The sequence below is a fragment of the Lamprobacter modestohalophilus genome (assembly GCF_016583905.1).
GTDB classification, from domain to species: Bacteria; Pseudomonadota; Gammaproteobacteria; order Chromatiales; family Chromatiaceae; genus Lamprobacter; species Lamprobacter modestohalophilus.
Map to the genome: position 1 here is coordinate 13,004 of NZ_NRRY01000003.1, position 25,762 is coordinate 38,765.

General features: G+C 63.3%; 25 protein-coding genes. 15 read left to right on the top strand and 10 right to left on the bottom strand.

The genetic code is table 11. The features are described from left to right. The first annotated feature begins 79 nt into the window (after positions 1 to 79). On the top strand, positions 80 to 781 hold the full coding sequence (locus CKO42_RS02200; protein ID WP_242479058.1) for a carbonic anhydrase family protein: 702 nt from the start codon (positions 80 to 82) through the stop codon (positions 779 to 781). A 283-nt stretch (positions 782 to 1,064) separates the two neighbouring features. Here the strand turns inward: CKO42_RS02200 and CKO42_RS02205 are convergent, their stop codons facing one another. The 5 genes from CKO42_RS02205 to phbB all read right to left on the bottom strand — a co-directional run bounded on the left by CKO42_RS02205 (position 1,065) and on the right by phbB (position 5,834). Next, positions 1,065 to 1,934 carry a YceH family protein gene (locus tag CKO42_RS02205; RefSeq protein ID WP_242479059.1) on the bottom strand — a complete coding sequence of 290 codons (870 nt, stop codon included), beginning with the start codon at positions 1,932 to 1,934 and terminating at the stop codon, positions 1,065 to 1,067. After that, positions 1,935 to 2,450 (bottom strand): 3-hydroxyacyl-[acyl-carrier-protein] dehydratase FabA, encoded by a 516-nt coding sequence (fabA, locus tag CKO42_RS02210; RefSeq protein ID WP_200237903.1) that lies wholly within the window; start codon positions 2,448 to 2,450, stop codon positions 1,935 to 1,937. It lies immediately after the preceding gene. A gap of 168 nt (positions 2,451 to 2,618) precedes the next feature. After that, positions 2,619 to 4,346, bottom strand: a complete 1,728-nt coding sequence (locus tag CKO42_RS02215; protein WP_200237908.1) for a proline--tRNA ligase — start codon at positions 4,344 to 4,346, stop codon at positions 2,619 to 2,621. An 87-nt stretch (positions 4,347 to 4,433) separates the two neighbouring features. Then, the gene (locus CKO42_RS02220; protein ID WP_200237911.1) at positions 4,434 to 5,060 is read right to left on the bottom strand and encodes a hypothetical protein; all 627 of its coding nucleotides are present in this window, start codon (positions 5,058 to 5,060) and stop codon (positions 4,434 to 4,436) included. Positions 5,061 to 5,111: 51 nt separating this feature from the next. After that, a complete protein-coding gene (gene phbB / locus CKO42_RS02225; protein ID WP_200237914.1) occupies positions 5,112 to 5,834 on the bottom strand; it encodes an acetoacetyl-CoA reductase in 723 nt (240 codons plus the stop codon). Between the two features lie 233 nt (positions 5,835 to 6,067). Between phbB and CKO42_RS02230 the strand changes: the two genes are divergently transcribed. The 10 genes from CKO42_RS02230 to CKO42_RS02270 all read left to right on the top strand — a co-directional run bounded on the left by CKO42_RS02230 (position 6,068) and on the right by CKO42_RS02270 (position 14,359). Then, positions 6,068 to 6,838: a spermidine synthase gene (locus CKO42_RS02230; RefSeq protein WP_200237919.1), complete on the top strand. Its 771-nt coding sequence runs from the start codon at positions 6,068 to 6,070 to the stop codon at positions 6,836 to 6,838. Between the two features lie 385 nt (positions 6,839 to 7,223). Then, on the top strand, positions 7,224 to 7,766 hold the full coding sequence (locus tag CKO42_RS02235) for a Na+/H+ antiporter subunit E (RefSeq protein WP_200237921.1): 543 nt from the start codon (positions 7,224 to 7,226) through the stop codon (positions 7,764 to 7,766). Positions 7,767 to 7,790: 24 nt separating this feature from the next. After that, positions 7,791 to 8,108: an MrpF/PhaF family protein gene (locus CKO42_RS02240; RefSeq protein WP_200237925.1), complete on the top strand. Its 318-nt coding sequence runs from the start codon at positions 7,791 to 7,793 to the stop codon at positions 8,106 to 8,108. Continuing rightward, the gene (gene mnhG / locus CKO42_RS02245) at positions 8,098 to 8,394 is read left to right on the top strand and encodes a monovalent cation/H(+) antiporter subunit G (RefSeq protein ID WP_200237930.1); all 297 of its coding nucleotides are present in this window, start codon (positions 8,098 to 8,100) and stop codon (positions 8,392 to 8,394) included. The genes CKO42_RS02240 and mnhG overlap by 11 nt, the downstream gene beginning before the upstream one ends. Next, the gene (locus CKO42_RS02250; protein WP_200239091.1) at positions 8,391 to 9,311 is read left to right on the top strand and encodes a hydrogenase subunit MbhD domain-containing protein; all 921 of its coding nucleotides are present in this window, start codon (positions 8,391 to 8,393) and stop codon (positions 9,309 to 9,311) included. The genes mnhG and CKO42_RS02250 overlap by 4 nt, the downstream gene beginning before the upstream one ends. Further along, complete coding sequence (locus CKO42_RS02255; protein WP_200237935.1) at positions 9,308 to 9,619, top strand: NADH-quinone oxidoreductase subunit K; 312 nt, start codon at positions 9,308 to 9,310, stop codon at positions 9,617 to 9,619. The genes CKO42_RS02250 and CKO42_RS02255 overlap by 4 nt, the downstream gene beginning before the upstream one ends. Further along, positions 9,609 to 9,785, top strand: a complete 177-nt coding sequence (locus tag CKO42_RS26910; protein ID WP_207148635.1) for a hypothetical protein — start codon at positions 9,609 to 9,611, stop codon at positions 9,783 to 9,785. Before CKO42_RS02255 ends, CKO42_RS26910 begins: the two co-directional genes overlap by 11 nt. 4 nt (positions 9,786 to 9,789) lie before the next feature. After that, a complete protein-coding gene (locus CKO42_RS02260) occupies positions 9,790 to 11,403 on the top strand; it encodes a complex I subunit 5 family protein (RefSeq protein ID WP_338034830.1) in 1,614 nt (537 codons plus the stop codon). After that, positions 11,400 to 12,926 (top strand): complex I subunit 5 family protein, encoded by a 1,527-nt coding sequence (locus CKO42_RS02265; RefSeq protein WP_242479060.1) that lies wholly within the window; start codon positions 11,400 to 11,402, stop codon positions 12,924 to 12,926. Before CKO42_RS02260 ends, CKO42_RS02265 begins: the two co-directional genes overlap by 4 nt. Then, positions 12,923 to 14,359: a proton-conducting transporter transmembrane domain-containing protein gene (locus tag CKO42_RS02270; RefSeq protein WP_200237938.1), complete on the top strand. Its 1,437-nt coding sequence runs from the start codon at positions 12,923 to 12,925 to the stop codon at positions 14,357 to 14,359. Before CKO42_RS02265 ends, CKO42_RS02270 begins: the two co-directional genes overlap by 4 nt. Positions 14,360 to 14,371: 12 nt before the next feature. Here the strand turns inward: CKO42_RS02270 and CKO42_RS02275 are convergent, their stop codons facing one another. Both CKO42_RS02275 and nifJ read right to left on the bottom strand, forming a co-directional pair. Next, positions 14,372 to 15,388, bottom strand: coding sequence for a dihydroorotate dehydrogenase-like protein (locus CKO42_RS02275; protein WP_200237941.1), 1,017 nt, complete (start codon positions 15,386 to 15,388; stop codon positions 14,372 to 14,374). An 84-nt stretch (positions 15,389 to 15,472) separates the two neighbouring features. After that, positions 15,473 to 19,069, bottom strand: coding sequence for a pyruvate:ferredoxin (flavodoxin) oxidoreductase (gene nifJ / locus CKO42_RS02280; protein WP_200237944.1), 3,597 nt, complete (start codon positions 19,067 to 19,069; stop codon positions 15,473 to 15,475). A gap of 406 nt (positions 19,070 to 19,475) precedes the next feature. Here nifJ and rimI point away from each other — a divergent pair, with 406 nt between their 5' ends. From rimI to CKO42_RS02290, 3 genes are read left to right on the top strand one after another with little or no spacing between them, the layout of a single operon-like run. Beyond that, positions 19,476 to 19,967 carry a ribosomal protein S18-alanine N-acetyltransferase gene (gene rimI, locus CKO42_RS02285; protein ID WP_200237947.1) on the top strand — a complete coding sequence of 164 codons (492 nt, stop codon included), beginning with the start codon at positions 19,476 to 19,478 and terminating at the stop codon, positions 19,965 to 19,967. 4 nt (positions 19,968 to 19,971) lie between these two features. Continuing rightward, entirely contained in the window at positions 19,972 to 20,205 is a 234-nt protein-coding gene (locus CKO42_RS27065) for a toxin-antitoxin system TumE family protein (RefSeq protein ID WP_274608866.1), read from the top strand. Positions 20,206 to 20,258: 53 nt separating this feature from the next. Further along, positions 20,259 to 20,618: an HVO_A0114 family putative DNA-binding protein gene (locus tag CKO42_RS02290; RefSeq protein ID WP_200237950.1), complete on the top strand. Its 360-nt coding sequence runs from the start codon at positions 20,259 to 20,261 to the stop codon at positions 20,616 to 20,618. A gap of 73 nt (positions 20,619 to 20,691) precedes the next feature. On the opposite strand, the gene CKO42_RS02295 is transcribed toward CKO42_RS02290, so the two are convergent. The 3 genes from CKO42_RS02295 to CKO42_RS02305 form a co-directional block, all read right to left on the bottom strand. Beyond that, positions 20,692 to 21,405 (bottom strand): hypothetical protein, encoded by a 714-nt coding sequence (locus CKO42_RS02295; RefSeq protein WP_200237953.1) that lies wholly within the window; start codon positions 21,403 to 21,405, stop codon positions 20,692 to 20,694. A 113-nt stretch (positions 21,406 to 21,518) separates the two neighbouring features. Then, on the bottom strand, positions 21,519 to 21,893 hold the full coding sequence (locus CKO42_RS02300; protein WP_200237956.1) for an Mth938-like domain-containing protein: 375 nt from the start codon (positions 21,891 to 21,893) through the stop codon (positions 21,519 to 21,521). A 7-nt stretch (positions 21,894 to 21,900) separates the two neighbouring features. After that, complete coding sequence (locus CKO42_RS02305; protein ID WP_200237959.1) at positions 21,901 to 24,045, bottom strand: SulP family inorganic anion transporter; 2,145 nt, start codon at positions 24,043 to 24,045, stop codon at positions 21,901 to 21,903. A gap of 191 nt (positions 24,046 to 24,236) precedes the next feature. Here CKO42_RS02305 and CKO42_RS02310 point away from each other — a divergent pair, with 191 nt between their 5' ends. Beyond that, positions 24,237 to 25,742: a sensor histidine kinase gene (locus tag CKO42_RS02310; RefSeq protein ID WP_200239102.1), complete on the top strand. Its 1,506-nt coding sequence runs from the start codon at positions 24,237 to 24,239 to the stop codon at positions 25,740 to 25,742. Positions 25,743 to 25,762: the final 20 nt, after the last annotated feature.

A 25,762-nucleotide genomic window follows, 5' to 3' on the forward strand; every position in this document is an offset into this window, starting at 1 on the left:
GCGGACCTCCACAACGCGTTTTTTTATTCTAATTATCTCGTAGGTCTGCCTAATGACACATCGCTTATTCTCGACTTCGATGCTTCCTTTGATCGCGCCGTTGCTCTTCGTTGCGGGCATCGCGCTGGCGGAAGACCTGCTGCTCGACCGGCCTTATGTGACCTTTGATGCGGCCAAACAGGATGCGATGACGCCGGAGATGGCGATCGACAAGCTCAAGGCGGGTAATCGGCGCTTCGTCAAAGGGTCAATGCACAACCGTGACCTCTCAGCTCAGGCGCAGCGCACGGCGGCGGCGGGTCAGTATCCGTTTGCCGTCGTCCTCTCATGCCTTGACTCGCGCTCCGCGCCAGAGATTATCTTCGATCAGGGCGTCGGCGATCTCTTCGTCGCGCGTGTGGCCGGCAATGTGATCAGCGATGACATGCTCGGTAGCTTCGAGTTTGCGACCAAGGTCGCGGGCTCCAAGGTGATCGTGGTCATGGGGCACAGCGCCTGTGGCGCCGTGATGGGTGCCTGCGATGGCGTCGAGCTGGGTCATCTCACCGGGTTATTAGCCAAGATCACACCTGCCGTGGAGGCGACGCCGGTCGCTGCTGATGCGCCGCGTAACGCGAGCAATGCTGCATTCGTCGAGGCCGTGACTGAGGCCAATACCAAGCTGCAGGTCGCTGAAATCCTGCGCCAGAGTCCGATCCTTAAAGCGTTGATTGATGAGGGTCAAATCAAGGTGGTGCCGGCCATGCACAACCTCAGTACCGGCGAGGTCGAATTCCTCTAACGCACACCTTCGTCGAGAGGGTGTTGCAGGCCGCTCGGCTTGCGGCGCCCTGACCTCGGCTTCGAGTTGCTCGATCCGGTCGACAAGCGCTTGTCAATCCTCGATTGAGATCGGCGTGCAGCAGACCCCGGTCACGCAGCTGGCCAACGCAGTGGCCCCCTAGCCGGGTGTAAGTTGCTGTGGATGAATTCAGCGCCGGACATGGCGCTCACCCCTGGGGGGATGTCGATCTTGTCCACCTTGACACGCTCGGAACGGGATGAGACTGGCAGTGCGCGTCAAACTAGCCCAGCTCGGCCTTGAGCGCATCCAGCTCGGCGCGGAGTGCGGCAACCTCGGTCTCCAACTGCTCGACGCGCTGCGTGAGTGCTTCCTGCTCTGCGTTGGCGGCTGGCGGTGAAGGTTGGCGGGCGCTTGCTGCGATTGCAATCGACTCGGCCGATGGCTCGCCGCAGAGCAGATGGACGAAGCGCTGCTCGCGCATGCCGGGCTGGCGTGGCAGCTCGCGCACCAGCGGTGGATTGTGATGCGCGAGTTGGTCGAGCGAGGTCTGCACCGCGGCCAGGCTGTCGAACTCGGCCAGTCGCGCGCTGTTGGTCCGCAGCTCACCGTTGGTCTGGGGACCCCGCAGCATGAGCACGCAGAGCAGTCCCTGCTGCTGGCGGTCGAGCATGAAGTGTCCGGTGAGCTTGTGATCGAAACGCTCGCTGCGGCCGGTGAAGCTTGCATGCACCAGGCCGCGGTCGCGGAGCTGGCCGACGCAATGGCCAACCTCGCCGGGGGTGAGCTTCATCACCGGATCACGAGCGCTTTTCTGGTTACAGGCGGTCACGAGTGCGTTCAGCGTTAGCGGGTATTGATCCGGCGTGGTGCGCTGCTTTTCCATTAGGCAACCGAGCACACGTGCTTCGATCGGCGTCAGCATCGCCTCCCGGGATGCGGCTTCATCGGACGTCAGCTCGGTCGCTGCCTCTGCGGTGGCACCCGGCTCGTCGTTTTTGGTGTCGAAGTCCAAGTTCAAGTCGGGCTCCGTTTGGTCGTTTTGGTTTGCGATGTTGGGGCTTGTCTCGTGTCTAGCGTCGTGGCCGCTCTCCGGAATGGGAGACTGGTCAGTCTCGGCATGGCCGTTACGATCGCCGGGCGCGCTGCTCAATCAGAAACCCTCAGTGGAGGTGAACAGGCCGACGCGCAGATCCTTGGCGGTATAGATCACGCGGCCGTCGACATCCATGGTGCCGTCGCCGATGCCGAGAACCAGCTTGCGCGAGATCACGCGCTTCATGCAGACGCGGTAGGTGACCTTCTCGGCGCTCGGCAGCACCTGGCCGGTGAACTTGACCTCACCGACGCCGAGCGCGCGGCCGTGGCCGGGGTTGCCGATCCAGGCCAGGTAGAAGCCGACGATCTGCCACATGGCGTCGAGGCCGAGACAGCCCGGCATCACCGGATCACCGGGGAAGTGGCAGCCGAAGAACCAGAGTTCGGGCTTGATGTCGAGCTCGGCGATGATCTCGCCCTTACCGTATTCGCCGCCATAGTCGGCGATGCGGGTTACGCGGTCCATCATCAGCATGTTCGGCACCGGCAGTTGGGCGTTGCCGGGCCCGAACATGTCGCCGTGACCACAGGCGAGCAGCTGCTCGCGATCAAAGGATTCGATTCTGCTCATTATTTGGTTTGGATTCCGTCTCTGTGGGGCGAGGTTGCCGGAACATCAGCGCTTTTCTTGAAGGCTGCGGGGCAACAAAAGTGGGAGGCATGGGTCGGAGACATGGGTCGCAGACATGGCTGTTTTGATCAGTGGCTCATCGGATCAGCGAATCAGTGGATCAGTGAATCAGCGAGCCAATGTGCGCTCAAGGAAGGGGACGATCTCGTCGAGCGCGATCAGCTGCATCTCGGCATCGCGTCGGCCCTTGTACTCGACCTTGCCGTCATCGATGTGTTTATCGCCGATGACGACGCGATGGGGGATGCCAATCAGCTCCATGTCAGCGAACATGAAGCCGGGGCGGGCGTCGCGGTCATCAAGCAGGACCTCGATGCCGACGGCCTTCAGGCGCGCGTAGAGATCGCCGACCACCTCGCGCACGCGGAATGACTTGCCCAGCTTCATCGGCAGTAGGGCGACCTCGAAGGGCGCGATGCTAGCCGGCCAGCAGATGCCACGCTCGTCGTGATGTTGCTCGATCGCCGCGGCGACCACGCGCGAGACGCCGATGCCGTAGCAGCCCATGGTCATGGTCACGGCCTTGCCGGACTCATCTAGCACCACCGCCTTCATCGCCTCACTGTACTTGCGCCCGAGCTGGAAGATGTGGCCGACCTCGATACCGCGGGCGATGGTGATCTGGCCTTGTCCGTCGGGGCTGGGATCGCCTTCGACCACGCTGCGCAGATCGGCGACCTCGGGCAGCGCGAGATCGCGGCCCCAGTTGAGCCCGAACCAGTGCTTGCCGTCCTGATTGGCGCCGGCGCTGAAGTCGGCGCTGACGGCGACGGTGCGATCGACGATGCAGGGGATCGGCAGATCCTTGGGGCCAAGTGACCCTGGGCCGGCGCCGATCGCCGCGCGGATCTCGTCTTCGTTGGCCATGCGCAGTGGGCTGGCGACCTGCGCTAGTTTCTCGGCCTTGATCGGGTTCAGCTCGTGATCGCCGCGCACTAGTAAGGCGATCAGGCCTTGTTCCTCGCCGGTCTCGGGATTGGCGCCGGCGACGACCAGGGTCTTGATCGTGCGCTCGATCGGCTGGTCAAAGCCCTCGACTAGATCAGCGATGGTCTTGGCATCAGGGGTGTCGACGAGACGCAGGGCTTCGGTCGGAGCCGCAGCAGCTTCTGCTGGTGCTAAGGCTTCGGCCAGCTCGACGTTGGCGGCATAGTCACTGGCGGTGGAGAAGGCGATGGCGTCTTCGCCGGAGTCGGCCAAAACGTGGAATTCGTGCGAGGCGTTGCCGCCAATCGAGCCGGTATCGGCCTGTACGGCACGGAAATCGAGCCCGCAGCGCTTGAAGATGCGACTGTAAGTCTCATACATCCTTGCATACGTGTCAGATAATGACTCCTGATTGGTGTGGAAGGAGTAGGCGTCCTTCATCAGGAATTCTCGCGCGCGCATGACGCCAAAACGGGGGCGGATCTCGTCGCGGAACTTGGTCTGGATCTGGTAGTAATTGATCGGTAGCTGCTTGTAGCTGCGCAGCTCATTGCGCGCCAGCTCGGTGATGATCTCTTCATGCGTCGGGCCGAAGCAGAACTCGCGCTGATGGCGGTCTTTCAGGCGTAACAGCTCGGGGCCGTATTGCTCCCAGCGGCCGGATTCCTGCCACAGCTCGGCCGGCTGCACCGCCGGCATCGCGACCTCGAGCGCGCCGGCGCGGTCCATCTCTTCGCGCACGATGCGCTCGACCTTGCGCAGCACGCGCAGGCCCAGCGGTAGCCAGGTATAGAGCCCGGCCGCGAGCTTGCGGATCATGCCGGCACGCAGCATCAGCCGATGGCTGGCGATCTCGGCGTCAGCCGGCGTCTCCTTGACGGTGTTCAGCGGGAAATCTGAGGTACGCATGGGCGGCGGGACTCTGGGGCAAAGCGCCGAAGTCTATCGGCGCAGCGGGGGTTGGACAACAACTGCCTAAGTCTTCTTCGGACGGCCTTAGTTGTCGAAGGCCTGCTCAAGGGCCTTGAGGTCCATGGCGCTCAGGTACGCCTCTAGGATCTCGGCGTCTGTGCCTTGGCTGCCCTCGAGCTGTAGGAGAATGCTATTGCCGATCACTAACGAGAGCTTCGCTGAGCCATTCTCCTGCGGTTCTAGGAGCCCGCGGTAGCCCTGATGCACGTAAGCACCAAGCCCTTCGGCGCCTTGGGTGAAGAACGGCGTCTGCATGAGGCCGCTGATGAAGCCTAAGAACGGGGAGTTTGCACTGAGCGTCATCATCACCTCAGCGCCGGTTTCGGTCTGCCGGTAGGTGCGACTGAGGACCTTACCTGTCAGTGCGGCTATGAAGCCGGTGGCCTCGGCAGTCGCGTCGTCAGCGGTCCAGCCCGGCAGCGGCTCCGGAAACAACTGAAGCTGCTTCTCGGTCTGCTGCTGCTGGATTTGGACAATGGCGACGTTCAACGCTTCGGTGGCGACACCTGGCTCGCCGGCCTGATAGGCGCGCCGCGCTGCGTCGATCTGATCCAGTACCGTATCCGCTTGCGCGGCGATTGGTGACAGCGCCGCGCTGGCGGCGATCAGGAACGCCGCTGTGGCGCAACGAACACGCGAACAGGCTTGCATGTTGATACCTCGGTTGCCGAGCCAAAGGGTCTAGAATGTGCGGCTTGCCACTCAGTACATATGCTGCCCGCCGTTGACGGAGAGCGTCGTTCCGGTGACGAAGCTGGCCTCATCGGCGACCAGAAACAGCACCGCGCGAGCGATGTCCTCTGGCTTGCCGAGACGGCCAACCGGGATGCGGGCGATGATCTTCTCGAGCACGTTGGCTGGTACCGCGCGCACCATATCCGTGTCCACATAGCCTGGCGCGACGGCGTTGACGGTGATGCCCTTGGCGGCGCCTTCTTGGGCGAGTGCCTTGGTGAAGCCGTGGATGCCGGACTTGGCCGCGGCGTAGTTGACCTGGCCATATTGGCCGGCCTGGCCATTGATGGAGCCGATGTTGACGATACGCCCGAAACTGCGCTCGCGCATGCCGTCGATGACGGCGCGTGCGCAGTTAAAGCAGGAGCCTAGATTGGTATCGATGACCTGTTGCCATTGATCGGGGCGCATCTTGTGTAGGGTGCCGTCGCGGGTGATGCCGGCGTTGTTCACCAGCACATCGATGGGGCCAACGTCCTGCTCGATACGCTTGATGCCATCGGCGACGGCGTCAAAATCGGCGACATCGAACTTGTAGGCTGGGATACCGGTGCGCTCGGTAAAGGCCTGGGCGGCCTGATCATTGCCGCCATAGTTGGCCGCGACCTGATAGCCGGCGTCCTTCAGGGCGATGCAGATCGCCTCGCCGATGCCACGGGTACCGCCGGTGACGAGTGCTGTTCTTGCCATCTTAGTGTCGCTCCTCTGATTCAGTGCGCTGTTGTTTAGCGAGCGTCTAGACAGAAACGTCTAGACAGCTCGCCCAGAGCGACGGCCGCGCTCTAGACTGCCGTGCGCTCATGAAATAATCGCCCACATCCACATGGTACCGCAGACCTCGGCAGCGTTTCGCGGCGACGCGATGGTCGCGTCGGGCTAGAATGGCACGAGAATAACGATACAAGCTTGGAGGAGTTGCTGCCTTGAGAGACCGCTTTTTCGCGATTGCCGTGTCGCTGTTGGTATGGTGCCTAGCCGGTGCACTATTCGGTGGCTTGTTTATCGGCCTGTATGAGGTGCTGGTCTTGCTCGGGCTCAGCGGTTGGCAGCCCCTGGTGGTCGGCGCTGTGACGGCCGCGATGACCACCGCTGCCTTCTATAGCGCGATGCCGCTGGCCTTGGTGGGTGCCACAGCCGGCGTCTTGGCGTCAATTGGGTATCTGGTGATCTCAGGACAGACCATCAGTTTGGCCATGATCACGCTCATTGCGGCCGGTAGCGGCCTCGCGGCTGGGGCCTTTTTTGCCTGGACTGGACGGCAAAATGCGCGCCCACTGGCGGAGACGCTGACCGGGATGCTCGCTGGTTTTGGGGCTGGCTTGGCGATGGTCGTTGTACTCACCACGATGGATCTTGCCGTTGGGCCTTTCGTGATGGCGGCTGGCGTTGTCGCGATCGTGGGCACCTTGTTTCAGCTCAACGAACATTGGATCGTGCAGGCCTGCCACGGCTGGCTCCCGGATAGCCTGGCAGCGCCCTTGGTTGCGGGTTTGATCGCCTCGGTGGTTGGCGCGGCGGTTTGGCTGATGGCCGGGATGACGACGCCGATGCTGTTTGGCGGCGAGCGCTCGCTGATCGATCAGGTCTTGCGGGAGGTTCCCACGGGCGCGCTTGGGGGAATGCTCGGCGGCGCCGCCACCGGTCTGATCCTCGAACTGATGGGCTTTCGATTGGAGGATCATGATGTTGTCTAACGTTTATAGTCACTGCCTCGGCCCGCGGCTGCGGCCCACTGGCTTTTTCGATCGATTAAGACGCCACGGTTGAGGCGAGCGTGGTGGACACGGCTCGTAGAGCGGCGATTCCAGCAGATTTAAAGGTGGCAGTCATGAGGCCAGAGCCGACGCCGACGCCGACGCCGACAACACCTGCGTCGATCTCTGAGTCACGATCAGAACCGAAGTAGGTGGCGCAGGATTGATCTGGTCTGGTCTGGTCTGGTCTGGTCTGGTCTGGTCTCTCCGCAGTCGTCTCGCCACCATTGCTGAGTCATCGATTTGTAATCCATCTGGCTGATCAGACCCTGGCTGTCGGCGAAAGTCGGTATCCTGGGCGAGGATCGTCAAGTTTTCTGCCAATATGCCAACAGACCAACAACAGACAATAGCGGAGACGCCTTTCCCCGCGGGGGCCTTTGCCGCCGCGCTCGCTTGGCGATTGTTCGTCTTCGCTTTGCTGTGGTGGCTCCTGACCAGCGGGCAGCAGGCTGCTGCATTATTCGGTGTGCCTTTTGTTGCTGCAGCCGCGCTGCTCAGCGCCTTAGCTCGGTTCCGTCCGCGGGCAGACGCGGCTACACTGAGTCCAGTAGCACCATTGTCGCTGCTGCGATTGATCGGTTTTTTTCTCTGGCATTCGTTGCTGGGCGGGGTCGATGTGGCGCTGCGTGCGTTTCGACATCCATTACCGCTGCAGCCGGATCTGATCGACTATCCACTGCGGCTGCCGCCGGGGCCGGCGACGGTGCTGATGTCGGGCCTGGTGAGTCTGATGCCGGGCACGCTGTCGGTGATCTGCGAGGATCACCTGCGGGTGCATGTGCTCGACCGGCATGGTCACTGGCATCAGGATCTTGAGCGGCTGGAGCGGCGCATTGGCGCGGTCTATCGGCTTGCTGGCTTTTAAGTCAAGGAATCACGGAACGGCTCGATGCAGACCCTCTACTACGCCCTGATCCTATTTCTACTGCTCACGCTGGTGGCTGGGCTGTGGCGGATTCGGCGTGGGCCAACCGCAGCGGATCGGATGCTGGCGGCACAGCTGTTCGGCACCACCGCAACCGCTATCTTGCTGTTGATGGCCGAGGCCTCGGCAGCGCCAGCGTTGCGTGATGTGGCGCTGGTGCTGGCGCTGCTGGCGGCGATTACGGTGACGGCCTTTACGCGCCGGGTGCGGAGAATGGCGTCCGCGGGGGATGCGTTGCGGGACTCGCCAAGACACACAGCTAGAGACCGGAATGCTCGTTAGTCTGTTGTCGGTGGCCCTATTGGTCGCGGGTGCCGTCTTCTTCCTAGCCGGCACGCTGGGGCTGTTGCGCTTTCCGGATGTCTACACGCGGCTGCATGCCTTGACCAAGGCCGATAATCTGGGCTTGGGGCTGATGGTGCTTGGGCTCATGCTGCAAGCGGAATCGTTGGCCGCGGCTGGCAAGCTGCTGTTCATCTGGCTGCTGTTGCTCGCCGCCTCGGCCACCGCCGGACAGCTGGTCGCGAGCTGGGCACAAGGCAAGGGGATCGCACCTTGGCGTGGTTGAGTCTGCTGCCGCTGGCGATCGATCTGGTGTTGGCGCTGACGCTGCTGTGGCTGGCCTGGCGCGCGCTCACGAGCCCGGATCTGTTTCGAGCCGTCGTACTGTTCATCGCCCTCGGGCTGGTGTTGGGGTTGGTCTGGGTGCGGTTGGATGCGGTCGATATCGCGCTCGCCGAGATTGCGCTTGGGGCTGGCGTGACGGGTGCCTTGTTGCTTGCTGCGTTGGCGAAACTGCAGCCCGCCGAGTCTCAAACGGATGAAGTCGCGATGATGGCGCCAATCGCTCTGCGATTGCCCATCGCCTTGCTGCTGATCGCGCTCTTAACGGGGCTCGGCCTCGTCGTTTGGCAGCTGTGGGTGCCGGCACCGGGACTCAGCAACCTGGTCGATGCACGGCTCGATGAGGCCGGCGTTGCTTATCCCGTTACCGCCGTGCTGCTCAATTTTCGCGGTTACGACACCTTGCTTGAGTTGGCGGTGCTGCTGCTGGCGCTGATCGGGGTCTGGTCGTTATCGACGGCGCCGCATCTGGGCGACGAGGAGCCGGAGCCGGCGCTGGCGGCGCTCAGTCGACTGCTGGCGCCGCTGATGATCCTGGTCGCGGCCTATCTGGTTTGGGTTGGTGCCTATGCGCCCGGTGGGGCATTTCAGGCCGGCTCGGTGCTCGGCGCTGCCGGGGTATTGCTGCGACTGAGCGGTTGGCGGCTGTCGCTGAGCGCGACCGGCTGGCCACTACGGCTCGTGCTGGTGCTCGGGGTGGCGGTGTTCGCGTTCATTGGTCTGGCTGTGATCGGCTTCGGCCAGCCTTTGCTCGGCTATCCGCAGGGGTGGGCGAAGCCGGCGATCCTGACCATCGAGCTGGCGGCCACGCTGTCGATCGGCGCCATCCTCGCGGCCCTGTTCATCGGCGGGCGGCCATGAACTCGGTGCTGGTGTTTGCCTTGGCTGGGGTTGGGCTGATCGGGCTCGGGCTCTACGGGTTGTTGGTCCAGCGGCATCTGCTGCGCAAGGTGCTGGCCTTCAATGTCATCAGTAGCGGCATCTTTCTGCTCTTAGCCGGGTTGGCGCGGCGAGCGCCCGGCGCCGAGCCGGACCCAGTGCCACAGGCGATGGTGTTGACCGGGATCGTGGTGGCGGTGGCGGCGACCGCGCTCGCGCTGGCGATGATGCTGGCGCTGCGCTCGGCGACCGGCCGCACCCGACTCAAGGACCATGGCGATGAGGACTAACGTCTTGCTCTTGGCCGGGGTAGCGCGGCGAGCGCCCGGTGCCGAGCCAAATCCAGTTCCGCAAGCGATGGTGCTGACTGGGATCGTGTCGGCGCTGGCAATGATTCTGGCGATCAGTTCGGCGACCGGACGTAACAGACTCAATGACGATGGCGATGAGCGCTAGCGCGATGCCCATGCTGTTGAGCGGTGCCGATTGGGCCACCGCACTGGTGTTCGTGCCACTGCTCGCGGCCTTGGCCTGCTTTCTCGTGCCGCGCGCTGCCGGTTGGTTGGGGCTGCTGGCCGCGCTGCTGATCCTGCTCGCGACCCTCGGCTTGGTGCAGGGCCTGCTCGCCGATGGTCCGCTGCGGGTGGCGGTCGGTGGTTGGGGGGCGCCCCTCGGGATCGATCTCTGGGCCGATGGGCTGAGCGCGGCCTTGCTGCTGATGACGTCCTTGGTTGGGCTTGGCGTCAGTGTCTATGCACCGGGATATTTTGCCGCGCATCCGGAGCAGCGGCGCTGGTTCTGGCCGCTCTGGCTGCTGTTGTGGACGGCGCTGAACGGGCTGTACCTGTCGGCGGATCTGTTCAATCTTTATGTGATGCTCGAGGTGCTGGGGCTGTCGGCGGCGGCGCTGACCGCCCTCAGCGGTAGCGCGACGGCGTTGAACGCGGCGATGCGCTATCTGCTGGTGAGTCTGCTCGGCTCGGCGGCCTATCTGCTCGGCGTGGCCTTGCTCTATCACGGTTATGGGACGGTCGATATCGCATTGCTGGGCGAGCGCATCGAGGCCGGTGCTGTCGCCACGACCGCGCTGCTAGTCATGTCGACTGGCTTGTTGCTGAAAACGGCCCTGTTGCCGTTCCACTTCTGGCTGCCGCCCGCGCACGGCAGTGCTCCGGCACCGGTGAGCGCCTTGCTCTCGGCCTTGGTGATCAAGGCCTCGTTCTATCTGCTGTTGCGCCTGTGGCTGGACCTGTTCAGCGGGCTTGGTGGGTTGCTCTCGGCGCTGTTGCCGGAGTTGCTAGGGCTGCTCGGCGCCGCCGCCGTGCTCTGGGGCTCGGTGCAGGCGTTGCGCCAGCGCCGGCTGAAGCTGTTGATCGCCTATTCGACTGTCGCACAGATCGGCTACCTGTTCCTGGCCTTTCCATTGGCGGGCGCTCAGGTCAACGCGCTGGCCTGGCGTGCGGTGTTGTATCTGGCACTGGCGCACGGCTTGGCCAAGGCCGCGATGTTCCTCAGCGCTGGCAGCCTGCTCCAATTTGCAGGCCATGACCGTATCGCCGATCTCGATCGCGCGGTGCAGCGGCTGCCCTTGACGCTGACCGCCTTCGTACTTGGCGGGATCAGCATCATGGGTCTGCCGCCGAGCGGTGGCTTCGTCGGCAAGTGGCTGTTGCTCGAGAGCGCCTTCACCCAGGGCCGCTGGGGACTCGCGATCGTGGTGCTGTTGGGCGGGGTCCTGGCTGCTGGCTATGTGTTCAAGGTGGTCGGTTATGCCTTCACCCCGACCGAGATCGCCCAAGAAGGCGAGGCGGTGCCGCTGACGATGCAATGGAGCGCCTTGCTGCTGGCCTTTGGCGCCATCCTGCTCGGCTTCTCCGCGCCCTGGCTGTGGCCGCTGCTCGAGGTTGGCGCTCCCTTTATGCAGCCTGTTGCTGAGATCGGCATGGCGGCCCTCAAAGAGATTGGCGCGATACCCGCGGCTGTCGTGACGGGATCAGGCATGCTGGAAGCAGAAATCTTAGCAGGATCAGAAGTAGGGACTGGCAGAGAGACATGGATTGGAGCCGCGCCATGATGCCAACCATTGATGCCGCGCTGCCACCGAATGCCTGGCTGCCGCTCCTGGTGCTGGCCAGCTCGCTGCTGCCTGGGCTGGTGATCTTCTTCCTCGCCGAGCGGCGCTATTGGACGCGCACGCTGCTCAATCTCGCCGGCTCCTTGGTCAAGCTGATGTTGGTCGGCGCCATGCTCTGGGGCGTGTTCCATCAACAGCAGTATGCGGCTAGTCTGCCGCTGCTGCCGGGGCTGGATCTGGTGCTACGGGTGCGGCCGCTTTCGCTGCTGTTCTTGGCACTCTCGGCCGGACTCTGGCTGCTGACGACGCTGTATGCGATCGGCTATCTGGAAGACTCACCGAATCGCAGCCGCTTCTTCGGTTTCTTCAGCCTCTGCGTCACCGCCACCGTTGGCGTGGCGATGGCCGGCAATCTGCTGACCTTCCTGCTCTTCTTCGAGCTGCTGACGCTGACCACCTATCCGCTGGTGGTCCATCGCGGCACGGAGGAGGCGCGGCGCGCCGGCCAGATCTATCTCGCTCATACGGTGATTGCCGGTGCGCTGTTGCTGGCGGGTACCGTCTGGCTCTACACGCTTGCCGGCACCCTGACGTTCACCACCCAGGGCTTCGTCGCTGATCTGGTCGAGGGCCATCGTTGGTCGCTGATCGCCATCTTCGTGCTGCTGATCATCGGCGTTGGCGTCAAGGCGGCGCTGGTGCCCTTGCAGAGTTGGCTGCCGCGGGCGATGGTGGCGCCAGCGCCGGTGAGCGCGCTCTTGCATGCGGTGGCGGTGGTGAAGGCGGGCGCCTTTGGCATCGTGCTGATCGTCTACGATGTCTTCGGCGTCGAGGTCGCGGCCGAGCTGGGCGTGACCAAGCCGCTGGCGCTGGTGGCGGCGTTCACGATCCTCTACGGCTCGCTGCGCGCGCTGTTCCAGGACAACCTCAAGCGGCGCTTGGCCTTCTCCACGGTCAGTCAGGTCTCCTATATCGTGCTCGGGGTCGCCATCGTCGGGCCCTTGGCGACGGTCGGCGGTCTGGTGCATCTGGTGCATCAAGGGGTGATGAAGATCACGCTGTTCTTCTGCGCTGGCAACCTCGCCGAGACCCTGGGCATCCATCAGGTCAGCGAGATGAATGGCGTCGGCCGGCGCATGCCCTGGACCATGCTCGCCTTCAGCATCGGCGTGTTCGGCATGATCGGGCTGCCGCCGGTGGCCGGCTTCATCAGCAAATGGTACCTCGGCCTCGGCGCGCTTGAGGCCGGCCTGCATTGGCCCTTGTTCGTGCTCGCTGGCAGCAGCCTGTTGAATGCCGCCTATTTTCTGCCGATCCTGCACCGCGCCTGGTTCTGCGAGCCGCCTGAGGCCTGGCCGGAGGAGCGTGATTTTGGGGGCAAGAAGGAGACCGCTTGGCTGCTGCTGTTGCCGCCGCTAGTTACCGCAGCGCTGTCGCTGCTGATCGGGCTGTTCGCGTCGATGCCGTTCACGCCCTTGGAATGGGCGCGGCTCATCGCTGAGCGCGAGTTCTATCAGCCATGAGTGTCGCCTCACTGCTGGCGACCTTGGGGCAGTGGGCGCCGTTGCTGGTGCTGGTGGTGCCCTTGACCTTTGCCGGCCTACTAGCGTTTCCGCGGCTGGTTGGCGTCATTGGCCTGCTGGCGCCCTGGGCGGTGCTGCCAGCCCTGCTTGCCGGTCTGCTGGCGCCGCAGACAGAGCTGTTACTGCCGGAGCTGCTGCTCGGTAGTAGCCTGATGATCGACCCCATCGGGCGGCCGTTTCTGGTGCTGTTGGCGTTGTTATGGCCGGTCGCTGGTTGGCTTGCCGGCGAACGGCTGCGCCGCCGGGGTCCGGTGTTGCTGTTCTTGTTGGCGATGAGTGGCAGCCTCGGATTGGTGGTGGCGGGCAACCTGGTGGTGTTCCTGCTCGCCTCGACGGTCAGTGGCTATGCGCTCTACGGCCTCGCGGTTCGGCAGCCTGGCGCGCGTGCCTTCGTCGTGTTGCTGGTGCTCAGCGATCTGCTCTTGTTCGAGCTGCTGTTGCTGCTGGTGAAGGGCGGTATTGGGCTGAATCTGGCGTCAGCGGCTGCACCCAGTGCCGCGATTGGTGGCAGCTGGGTCTTGCTCGTGCTCAGCTTGCTAGGCTTTGGCGCCAAGGCTGCGGTCTTCGGCCTGCACCTATGGCTGCCGCGGGTGCTCTCGGGAAGGGCCGTTGAGCTGAGCCCGATTCTGATTGGCTTCGTACTCTCAGCTGGTCTGCTGCCCTGGCTGCGGTTGTTGGCGCCGGGGGCCTTGTCGGGTGACGCAGCAACGCTGCTGTCCTGGATGGCGCTGGCGAGTATGGGGCTGGCGGTCATCTTGGGGATGCTGCAAGGCGGGCAGCGGGCCTTGCTCGGTTATGCGATCAGCGCCCTCAGCGGATTCTGGCTGCTGTTGTTGAGCGTTTCCGGTGGGGAGCTTGGTGCGCTGATGCCGGCACCTGAGACTGAGGCGCGCGCACTGGCGATGGCGCTGGCCTTGTGTCAGGCCGGGCTGGCGCTGGCGGCACTGCTGGTGCAGGGCGCGCGGCGCTGGGCGCAACAATCCTGGCTTGACTGGCTGCTGAATGGGTTTGCTGTGCTCTTGCTTGCCGATGCGCTGCTGGGCATGGCTGGGGTGTTGGCGTTCGACCGCGAAAACGGCTTCATGATCGCCGCCTGTGGCCTTTTCGGCGGACTGATGGGGCCGTTGCTCTGTGCGCGGCAGCGCGGCACTGAGACGTTGCAGGTGATTGGACCAAGCCGGCCGTTATCGCTGAACCTGTTGGCAGCCGGGTGGGCCCTGCTGATGGCTGGTGGCATAGTGATCGCGCCGCCAGGCTGGCCGCTGGCCGCGTTATTATCCGCCCCCGTCTCGGCGCCACTAGCCGCCCTAGCTTTGATCGTCGTGGCGGCCCTCAGCGCCCTGCTCGCGCTGGCAAAACCAGCGCGAGTCTAGGCTCCAGCTCGGCTAGACCAACACGCCGGGCGAGAAGCTATAGCTGTCGATGATGTTGACGTAGTTGGCACGCTCGAAATCGGCCGGATTCGGCACCGCGAGGGCACTGACACGGCCGCGCACATCGGCGATCGACTCGAAGCTCTGCTCCTCCATCCAGTGCGTGATCCCTTCAAGGATGCGCGTGACCTGTGGAGCCCCGTTTTTGAGCAGGGTACTGCACAGATGGACCGCATCGGTGCCGGCGAGCAGCAGCTTGATGGCATCGTCCGCAGTATGGATGCCACCGGTGGCACCGAGCGAGAGGCCATCGATGCGACCGTACAGGATCGCGATCCAGCGCATCGCCAATAGCGCCTCGGCTGAGGTCGAGGGATGCAGGCTCGGCTGCAACCGCAGGCTGTCGATATTGATGTCGGGCTGATAGAAGCGGTTGAACAGCGACACACCATCCGCGCCGGCCTCGGCCATGCGGCGCACCATGTTGCCGACCGAGCTGAAGCTCGGCGAGAGCTTCATGTTGATCGGGATACTGATTTGGCTCTTGAGCAGACGCAGGATCTCGAGATAACGCTCCTCAACCTGGCTGCCATCGAGGCTGATATCAGCGGCCACATAGTAGACGTTGAGTTCGAGCGCGTCGGCGCCGGCCTGCTCGAGCTCCTTTGCATGCTCGATCCAACCGCCCGGGGTGACGCCGTTGAGACTGGCGATCACGGGGATGTCCAAGGCCTCTTTGAGCTGCCGGAGGTTCTCGAGGTAGTTGTCAAGACCGGTGCTGAAGTCGTTCCAGTCCGGCAGGAAGCCTTCGCCGATCTCAGCGAAGCCGGTGTCCTGCTGGTGCAAGAACCGGTTCATGGTCTCGTTCTCGGCGGTGATCGCCTCCTCGAACAACGAGTACATGATGATGGCCGCAGCCCCCTGATCCTCAAGCTCTTTCGCTTGCGCGATACTCTTGGTCAGCGGCGAGGCCGAGGGAACGATGGGGTTTTTCAGCTCGAAACCGAGGTACTGGGTCGTCAGGTCCATGGGGATCTCCAAGGGGCAAATAGCGTGGTCGGGCGAGAGGGAGGACTGGCGAGGGGGCTAATCCCCCTCGCAGGCTACCGGCGCTTAGCTCTCACTCGGGGTCACGGGCTTCTCCGCCTTTTGCCAGGCCAGATGGGCCAGTTGCTCGTAGAGCGAGTATTTGCTCTCGACGTGCTTTTGCGCCAATTTCAAGAACCGCTCGGCGTCATCCGGATGGGTGCGGTTGAGCACGCTGAAGCGGGTTTCGCTGGCCAGATAGTCCCGATAGGGGATGGTTGGCGCCTTGCTATCCATGTGCAGCGGATTCTCGCCGTTCGCGATCTTGCGCGGATCATAGCGGAACAGTGGCCAATGGCCAGAGTTGACCGCCATGTCCTGCTGGCGCAGGTTGTTGGAGAGATCGACACCGTGCGCAATACAGGGTGAGTAGCAGATCAACAGCGAGGGGCCGTCATAGGATTCCGCCTCTAGGAAGGCGCGGACGGTTTGTACATCCTTGGCGCCAAAGGCGATTTGGGCCACGTAGACGTTCTCATAGGCCATCGCCATCATCGCGAGGTCTTTTTTGAAGGTCGCCTTACCGCCAGCGCTGAACTTGGCGACCGCACCCATTGGTGTCGCCTTGGAGGTTTGGCCACCGGTATTGGAGTAGACCTCGGTATCCAGCACCAGCAGGTTGACGTTACGCCCGGTGGAGAGCACGTGGTCAACGCCGCCGTAGCCGATATCATAGGCCCAGCCGTCGCCGCCGATGATCCAGACGCTGCGCTTGACCAGGTTCTCACAGACGCTGAGCAGGGTCTTAGCCTCGACGCTGCTCATCCCAGCAAGCTTCTCCTGCAGTGCGGCGACGCGCTGACGCTGCTCGAAGATGCCGGCCTCGGTGCTCTGGTCCGCGCTGAGCAGGCCGTCGGCGAGATCGCTGCCAATCTTGTCAGCAAGGCGGGCGACATATTCACGGGCTTGGTCGGTCTGCTTGTCGACGGCTAGGCGCAGGCCGAGACCAAATTCCGCATTGTCCTCAAACAACGAGTTGTTCCAGGTCGGGCCGCGACCATCGGGATTGGTGGTGTAGGGCGTGGTTGGCAGGTTGCCGCCATAGATCGACGAGCAGCCAGTGGCGTTACCAATCAGCATGCGATCGCCAAACAACTGGCTGGCGAGCTTGATATAGGGCGTCTCGCCGCAGCCAACGCAAGCACCGGAGAACTCGAACAGCGGCTGCATCAGCATCGCATGCTTGATCTTGGTCGCTTCGAGCTTGGTGCGATCGTATTCCGGGAGGGACAAGAAGAAGTCCCAGTTGGGCACCTCGATGTCGTGGCGCTCCTCGGCCGGCAACATGTTCAGCGCCTTGCGCTTCGGGTCCTTGCGGTCGCGGATCGGGCAGACCTCGACGCAGAGTCCGCAGCCGGTGCAGTCGTCGGGCGCGATCTGATAGCTAATCCGATAACCCTCAGGGAAGTCCTTGCCCTTGAGCTTGGCGCTTTGGAAGTGCTCAGGTGCCTGCTCGAGGCCGTCCTCGGAAAACACCTTGGCGCGGATCGCCGCGTGCGGGCAGACCAGCGGGCACTTGCCGCACTGGGTGCAGATGTCGTCTTCCCACTTGGGCAGTTCGAGCGCAATGTTGCGCTTCTCATAGCGGGTGGTGCCGGTTGGCCAGGTGCCATCGGCCGGCATCAGGCTCACTGGCAGACTGTTGCCCTTGTTCGCGATCAGCGTGGCGGTGACGCGCTGGACGAAATCCGGGGCATTGGCGGGGACCACCGGCGGACGTTCGAACGGGCTGTTAGCAGCGCCGGGGATCTGCACCTGGTGCAGGCCCTCGAGTGTGGCATCGATGGCGGCATAGTTGCGATCGAGCAGGCGCTGGCCCTTCTTGCCGTAGGTCTTCTTCACCGCGTCCTTGATCTTCGCGATCGCCTCGTCCTTGGGCAGGATGCCAGAGATGGCGAAGAAGCAGGTCTGCATGATGGTGTTGATGCGCCGCCCCATGCCGGTCTTCTCGGCGATGTCGTAGGCGTCGACGACATAGAACTTGAGGCCCTTGTCGATGATCTGCTGCTGCATCGACTTCGGCAGATCCTCCCAGACTCGATCCGCCGGGGTCGGCGAGTTGAGCAGGAAGGTTGCGCCGTCTTTGGCCTTGGCGAGCATGTCGTAACGGGGCAGGAAGGTTGGCTGATGGCAGGCGACGAAGCTGGCCTCACCATCACCGATCAGATAGGTGCTGTTGATCGGGTTGGGGCCGAAGCGCAGGTGCGATATGGTCACCGCGCCGGCCTTCTTGGAGTCGTACTCGAAGTAGCCCTGACCGAAGTTCGGCGTCTCCTCGGCGATGATCTTGATCGAGTTCTTGTTCGCCGAGACGGTGCCGTCGGAGCCCAATCCATAGAACACGCACTCGGTGACCCCTTTGGTCACGTCTGGCTTGAATCCAGGCTCCCAGTCCAGGCTGCTGTGGCTGACATCGTCGATGATGCCGACGGTGAACTTGTTCTTCGGCTTGTCCTTGGCGAGCTCATCGAGCACGCCCTTGACCATCGCTGGCGTGAACTCCTTTGACGAGAGTCCATAGCGACCGCCGACGATGCGCGGCATGGTCGCCATATTGCCCTCGGCGACGGCCTCGGCCAGCGCGGTGACGATGTCTTGGTAGAGCGGCTCGCCATTGGAGCCTGGCTCTTTGGTGCGATCGAGCACGCCGACGGTCTTGACCGTAACCGGCAGGGCTTCGAGCAGGTGTGCGGGGCTGAAGGGGCGGAACAGGCGCACCTTGATCAGGCCGACCTTCTCGCCCTGTGCGACGAGATGTTCGATGGCTTCCTGCGCTGCGCCGATGCTCGAGCCCATCAACAGGATGACCTGCTCGGCATCTTCGGCGCCGACATACTCGAACAGCTTGTACTGGCGGCCGGTGAGTGCAGCGAAATGGTCCATGCGCTGCTGCAAGATGGTCGGCACCGCGGCATAGAACGGATTCACCGTCTCGCGGCCCTGGAAATAGACGTCAGGATTCTGGCTGGTGCCGCGGATCACTGGATGATCCGGGTTCAAGGCCCGCTCTCGGTGTGCCTTGATCAGATCGTCGTCGATCATCGCGCGGATGGTCTCCAGCGGCAGCTTGGCGATCTTGGTCACCTCGTGCGAGCTGCGGAAGCCATCAAAGAAATGTAGGAACGGCACCCGCGATTCGAGCGTTGCGGCTTGCGCGATCAAGGCGAAGTCCATGACCTCCTGTACCGAGGCGGAGCAGAACATCGCATAGCCAGTGGCGCGGCAGGCCATCACGTCGGAGTGGTCGCCGAAGATCGACAGACCCTGAGCGGCCAGCGAGCGCGCCGAGACATGAAAGACCGTTGGGGTCAGCTCCCCTGCGATCTTGTACATGTTCGGGATCATCAGCAGCAGCCCCTGCGAGGCAGTGAAGGTGGTTGCCAGCGACCCGCCTTGGAGCGCGCCATGGATGGCTCCGGCAGCGCCGCCCTCACTCTGCATCTCGACGACATCAGGGATCGTGCCCCAGAGATTCTTGACCCCCAGCGAGGACCATTCATCGGCCCACTCGCCCATGTTGGACGAGGGCGTGATGGGATAGATGGCGATGACCTCGTTGGTCAAATGCGCGACGTAGGCGGCGGCTTCGTTGCCGTCGATGGTGACCATGTGCTCTTGCGACATCGTGTTACCACGTTGGATGGGTGATGGGTGCCCCGACCGAGGAGCCTGTGAGCCGCCGGCGCGGTCTCCCAGGAGACATTGGCTACGTCTCTTGGGCGATCTGGACGCCGGTTCGGTCGGAGACGGAGAACTCGGCGAAACTATAACGAGATTCTTGCCTGCGCCGGCTGATCTCGGTTCAAGAACACCAAGGAATTCACCTCGCGCATGATCCGGGTCAGGAAATTGAGTCGGTTGCTCCTGAAGTGCTCGAGGATGCCCTCTGGCCCTTTCGGTTTAGGTCAAATCTTATTATTGATTAACACCTTGGCGGCAGGGTTTTGGCTGTGGGTCATCGGTCGTTTCTGGAGCCAGGCGGGGTCGAGCTAGGGCTGCTGGCGATCTCGCGGCTGGCTATAATCGGCAGATGACCGTCCCCCTGACACCGGCGCGCGCGATTGCTTTGCGGCGCATGACCGAGGCTGATCTCAGTGAGGTCATGCAGGTTGAGTGCGAGGCCTATGCGGTGCCCTGGACCGAGGGCATCTTTCGCGACTGTTTGCGCGCGAACTATTGCTGTCTGGTTGCCGATCGGGCGGGACGGTTGATCGGGCATGCGGTGATGTCGGTGGCCGCCGGCGAGTGCCACATCCTGAATCTCTGCGTGGCACCTGGCCATCAAGGCCGAGGTCTTGGCCGGCAACTGCTGCGGCGGGTGCTCGCGCTCGCGCGTCAGCGCGAGGCAGACACGGCCTTTCTGGAGGTGCGGGCATCGAACAGGGGTGCGATCCAGCTCTATCAGGCCGAGGGATTTGATGAGATCGGTCTGCGCAAGGGCTATTATCCGGCTGCTGAAGCGAGCCCTACTTCAGGTCGCTCCAGTCGCGAAGACGCGGTGCTGATGGCGCGGGCCCTATAATTCGATGAAAGCGCGCCAACTTTTCCGCTACAAGGCCCGTCAGGGCGAGACCATCTGCGAGATGGTGATCTGGGCGCTTCCTGCAGCAACCAGGGAGCGGCCACATGGACTCAAATACCGGCTGTTTTGCGGCGTTCCTGGGCAGTGTTTGGTGCGCTATGACAATGAGTTGGGCAAGGGCGATCATCGTCACTGCGGAGATCAAGAAGAGCCTTATCCGTTTTCATCCGTGGAGTAGCTTCTTGCTGACTTTCGTGCGGATTGCGCTAGGCTCGCAGCTTGGAGGTGGACATGAAGACGATCGAGATCAGCTTACTGTCGCCAGAAGCCGCGCTTGGCGAGTTCGCCAAGACTTGGACTGCAGCGCAATCTTCTTCCCGTGAAATGACGCCCAGGCTTGCCTTCGGCAGCCTGCGAGAGCTGTTTTTGGCAATTACCGAGCAGCGGATGGAACTGCTGCGTTATGTTGCTGCGCATGAGGGGTTAAGCCTTCGGCAACTTGCGCGGGCCTTGGATTGGGATGGCAGCGATCTGCAAGCGGATGTGGCCGAGCTTGCAGATCTCGGGCTCTTGGAGCGAGATCAGCAGGGTGCCCTCTCAGCGCCTTATGACGAGATCCTGATCCACGCCGGGATTCGCGATGCTGCTTGAGTGTCTGCTGTTGGCCGCGCTAGATCTGGCACTGCGTCGCGTTGGTGCTTGAGCGCCCGCTGATGCTTGAGTGCTAGGGCGTGAGTCCGTCGTGGTTTGCGCTGTCGTCTGCATTGAGTAGCGGCTGCATCGCGCGCTCGAAGTCTGCTGGGTTCAGATACTGAATGACCACGCCGCCGTCAGCATCGCGCGCGATATCAAGACCCTTATCCGGATAGAGCCAGTGCACTACGCCGCGCTCCTCGGTGAGCTGGCGCTCGGGCTCGCCGAAACGACCAATGATGTCTTCCGGTCTGAGGCTCTTCCAGGGGAGATAGGTGATCGAGCGGATCGGCGCCTCGGCGAGTGGTGCGGCATCGTCGGGGTCGAGCACCACCTTGCGGCTGCCGCTGGAGAGCTTGCTGGCGCGCAGACCACGGTCGTACATGCCAGCGAGCTGGTCCTGCGGGACCGCGAGCGAGACCACCCAATCGGCCTTCAGATTGCTGAGCAGGATGTTGTCGAAGTAGGCCTCGACGGTGAAATCTGTGTCGGGGGCGTCGGGCCTGGTCTCGGCAAACAGGTTGAGCTTGCCATCTTCGCCGAGCAGCGCGCGCAGATCAGTCAGGGTGCTCTCGCCGAGCGTCAGACCAAACGCCTGTAGCTGACCGTTCGGCGCGCGGCTGACGTCCCAGGGATAGAGCCGAACCCCGGCGCGCTCATCGGGAAAGGCGGACAGCAGCATCCAGATCCCGATGAAGGCGAGGAGGGCGCCGGTCAGCACCGAGAGCAGGATCTTGCGGTCCATTAGCGATGGCTCATCTGTTTAGCGGTGGTTCATCTGTTTCGCGTTTACTCAAGCCTTTGATCTTGGCCCATGCGTTCAGTGGCTGGCTCAGGCGTTGATGATTCAATGCTGGCTCAGGCATCGCTGATCAGGGCGGCAACCACGCGCCGGCCCTCACCCGCGAGGATGTTGTAGGTACGGCAGGCGGCGCCGGTATCCATGATCTCAATACCGATGCCTTGAGCGAGCAGGCAGGCATAGAGGGCCGGGTCTGGGAACCGCTGGCGAGCGCCCGTGCCGAGCACCACGACTTGCGGCGCCAACGCGGCAATGGCCTCGAAATGGGCTGCTTCTAGCTGCTCGAACTGGGCCGGCCCCCAATCGGTCAGGATGCGCCCAGCGGTGAGCGCTAGCGTGCCGCTGTAGTGCTGGCCTTGAATCCGAACTTGGCCTGGCTCATGGGCCTCGATCAGTGGCCCAGCGTCGGTCTCGAATTCGGAGAATTTCATCGCTGACCTAGCCTAGCACCGGTGTGCTCGGTCCAACCGCTGGAGGCGCTGGCCGCGGTGCTTCACCGGTATCGAATGTTTCCTTCATGAAGTCGATAGCCGTCCGTTTGGTGCGCATGAAGTGGGTCTCATCGAGCAGGTTGAACAGCTTGCCGCGGCGTAGAGTTTCGTAGACCTGTGACTTGAGGCTCGAGAAGTAGAGCTCAACCCCGTTGTCGCGGAAGGTCTCGATCACATCGCGTAAACGCTCCTCGCCGGTGACATCGATGTCGTTGATGCCGCTGCCATCGATCAAGACCGCGCGAGCCTGAGGGTTCTTGGCCCGCGCCTCGAGCAAGACATCCTCGAAGCGTGAGGCATTGACGAAGTTGAGCGAGCCATCGAAGCGCACGACGATGAAGCGATTGCCGAGCGGCTCGACCTCATTAGTACTCACGCCAGCCAGGCTGCCGTCAGGTCGGCGGCCAAGGATGTCGGTCCGCGGCTGCATGGTGCGGACCAGGAACAGCACGATGGCGAGTCCGGCGCCGAGCAGAATGCCGTTGGCGAGCTGCGGCGCCATGGCCAGGGTGGCGATGAAGGTAATCAGGCCAACGAGGGCCTCCTGACGCTCGATCTTCCAAGCGCGCACCAGCGAGCGGATGTTGATCAGTCCGAACACAGCCATCATCACGATCACCGCCAGCACCGCCTGCGGCAGATGGTAGAGCAGCGGGGTCAGGAACAGCAGCACCAACATCACCGCGATGGCACTGATGATCGCGAACAGCCCAGTCTTGGCGCCGTTCTTGGCCGCCACCGCCGAGCGCGAGAAGGAGCCGCTGACGGTATAAGAGCTGAAGAAGCTGCCGACGATATTGGCCAGGCCCTGACCGACCAGCTCCTTGCTGGTATCGACCCGCTCGCGGGTCTGCGCGGCGATGGCCTTAGAGATCGATGTCGCCTCCATGAAGCCGATCAGCGCCATCACCAGTGCCGAGGGGAACAGGGTCCAGAAGAAGTCCATGCGCATCTCCGGCACCTGGAAGCTGGGCAAGCCTGCCGGGATGGCGCCGACTACGGCACCGCCGCCCATCATCTTGATCTGATCGCCATCGACCTTGCTGATGCGCCAGGTGTGGCCGTCGGCTTCGACATCGGCAGGTACCGCGCCGTGACGGTAGAACAGATCACGGCCATCCTCGGTCAGCACATGCTCGAAACGGAGGTTGTGCAGCGCGACTTGGCGCTCGTTGTTGGCCAGCTTGCGCTGATTCATCTCGCGGGTCAGCACGCGGAGATCGGCTTCTAGCAGTGCCACCTCGGCGAACCGATCGGCATCATCGGCGCTGATCAGATCGCGCATGTCTTGGTTGATGCGCGCGGTGGTGGTCCCGAGCGAGTCGATCGCGCGTGCGGTAGAAGCGAAGCCCGCCGCCAGGGTGCGTGCCTCTTGGTCTTGGATGGCGTCGAGGGGAACCGACTGATTGCGCTCGAAGCCGATCCACCAGCTCAACAGCGTCAGCAACACCACCGCCAGCAGCACCCCGGGGATCTTCGGTATCACCCGGCGTGCGCCGATGATGATGACGAAGGTTGCGAGCGCGAACAGCAGCGTCGGCAGATGGGTCTGCGGCAACTGCACGATCACGGTCCAGAGGTCGAGCACGAAGTTATCGGTGCGCGGGAAGGGCACGTTAAGGATCTTGCTCAGCTGCGACAGGCCGATGATCAGCGCCGCGGCATTGGTGAAGCCGACGATCACTGGGCTGGAGAGGAAGTTGACCAGGATGCCCATGCGCAGCAGCCCGAGCACCAAGCGCAGCACGCCGACCATCAGCGCCAGCATCACCGAGAGCACGATGAAGTCCTCGCTGCCAAGCGCCGCCAGCGGTAGCACCGCCGCCGCCGACATCAGCGAGAGCATCGCTACCGGGCCGGTATGCAGCTGCGGTAGTGAGCCCCAGAGCGAGGCGATGATCACCGGCATGAACGAGGCATAGAGTCCGTAGACCACTGGCAGACCGGCTAGCTGGGCATAGGCCATGCTCTGTGGGACCAGGACCAGCGCGACCGTGATGCCAGCGATCAGATCGCCGCGCAGTCGGTCACCGGAGAGCGGGAACCAGTTCAGGAACGGAAAGACAGTCTTCAGCATGGGGGCAGGGCGCATAGGGCGTCTCGAAACTCGATAGGTCGGCTTTACCGGCTTTTCTGAGGGGCTATTCTAGCCTGCCCGACCCCTGTTGAGCATTGATGTTCAGTGCGGCGTGCATCAATGCTATCAATTTGCATCTCTCGCTGGTTGAATCCCGCGCGGGCGTTGAGACGACAGCCGGGGTTGGCCTGCGGCACAATGGCCCGATGCAACGCTTAGGCTCACTGCGCAACGCCGTTCTGCTGTTCGTCTTGCTGCCACTGCTCGGAATCCTGGTGGGGCTGGGCATGCTGGGCCTGCGCGAGCTCGAGGGGCAGATGACGCGGCGCCTGCAGGATGATATCGAACTGGTGGCGCGCTCGATCCGTCTGCCGATCGCGGCCGCGATGGTGCGTGACGATACCGATGCGGTGCAGGAGGCGCTGGATTCGGTGTTTCAGATCGATCAGGTGTTTGGCGCCTATGTCTACGACCGCGCCGGCGCGCGGGTGGCCACCAGCGGTCCGTGCAGCCCCTTGCTGGAGCGGCGTCGCGATGCGCGCGCGCTCACCGCCGAGGGCACTCAGGGGAGCTTCGAGGAGCGCCGCGGTCGCGAGGTGTTCTCGTTCTTCCTGCCGCTGTTCGACGGGGCCGGCCAGGTGGTTGGGCTGCTGCAGGTAACGCGCGATCTGTCCCGCTTTCAAGACTATCTGGAACGTCTGCGCTGGCTTGGAAGCAGCGCGCTGGGTCTGCTCGCCGTGGTCTTCGTGCTGGTGGTGCTGATCGGCCATCATCGCGCCGTCGGTCGCCATGTGCGCGGACTCACCGGCGCGATGGAGCCGATCGGGACCGGCGAGTCGGGACTGCGGGTGCCAGAACGTGGTCCCGATGAATTACGTCGTCTCGGCGCCAGCGTCAATGCCATGATCGCGCGCTGGGAGGCCTCTGAGCATCGCCTGCGCGATCAGCGCGCGCGTGAAGCGCAGCTCGAGCGCGAGCTGCGCCAATCGGAGAAGTTGGCCGCGATCGGGCGACTCGCTGCGGGCTTGGCGCATGAGCTTGGCACCCCGCTCGGCAGTGTTGCGGGGCGCGCCCAGCGCGCCGCCCGTCAGTTGCCTCCGGAGTCACCCGCGCAGGGCGAGCTGACCCAGTTGCTCGCCGAACTGGGGCGCGTGGAGCGCATTGTGCGTGAGCTGCTCGATTTCGCCCGCCAAGGGGTGTTGAATCGGCGCTTGGTCGAGCTGGCGCCCTTGATCAAGGGGGTTGTGGCGCGCTCTCGCCAGGCCGCGCCGCGCGACGACCTACAGGTCGAGGTCGCATTGGCCGAGCAGCTGGCCGGGCTGAAGCTCGATGTCGACCCACTGCGGTTGGAGCAGGCGCTCGGCAACCTCTTGGATAATGCCCTACAGGCGGCGACGCATCAGGTGTGGATCAGCGCCGAGCTGACTGAAGAGCAGCTCTTGCTGCGGGTCGCGGATGATGGTCCTGGGGTCATGCCTGAGGCCGTTGAACGACTGTTCGAGCCCTTCTTTACCACCAAGCCGGCCGGCCAGGGCACTGGGCTCGGGCTGGCGGTGGCCCGAGCCGCCATCGCCGAGCATGGAGGTCATCTCTGGCTTGCCCCAGCGGCGGAGCAGGGTGCCTGCTTCCTGATCGCCTTACCGCTGTCTGGCGATACGCGGGCGGCCTTGAGCCCGCCCGAGCGTCTTGCGCCAGCAGCTCTACCGCACTGAGTGAGGAATCCAGATCCCGA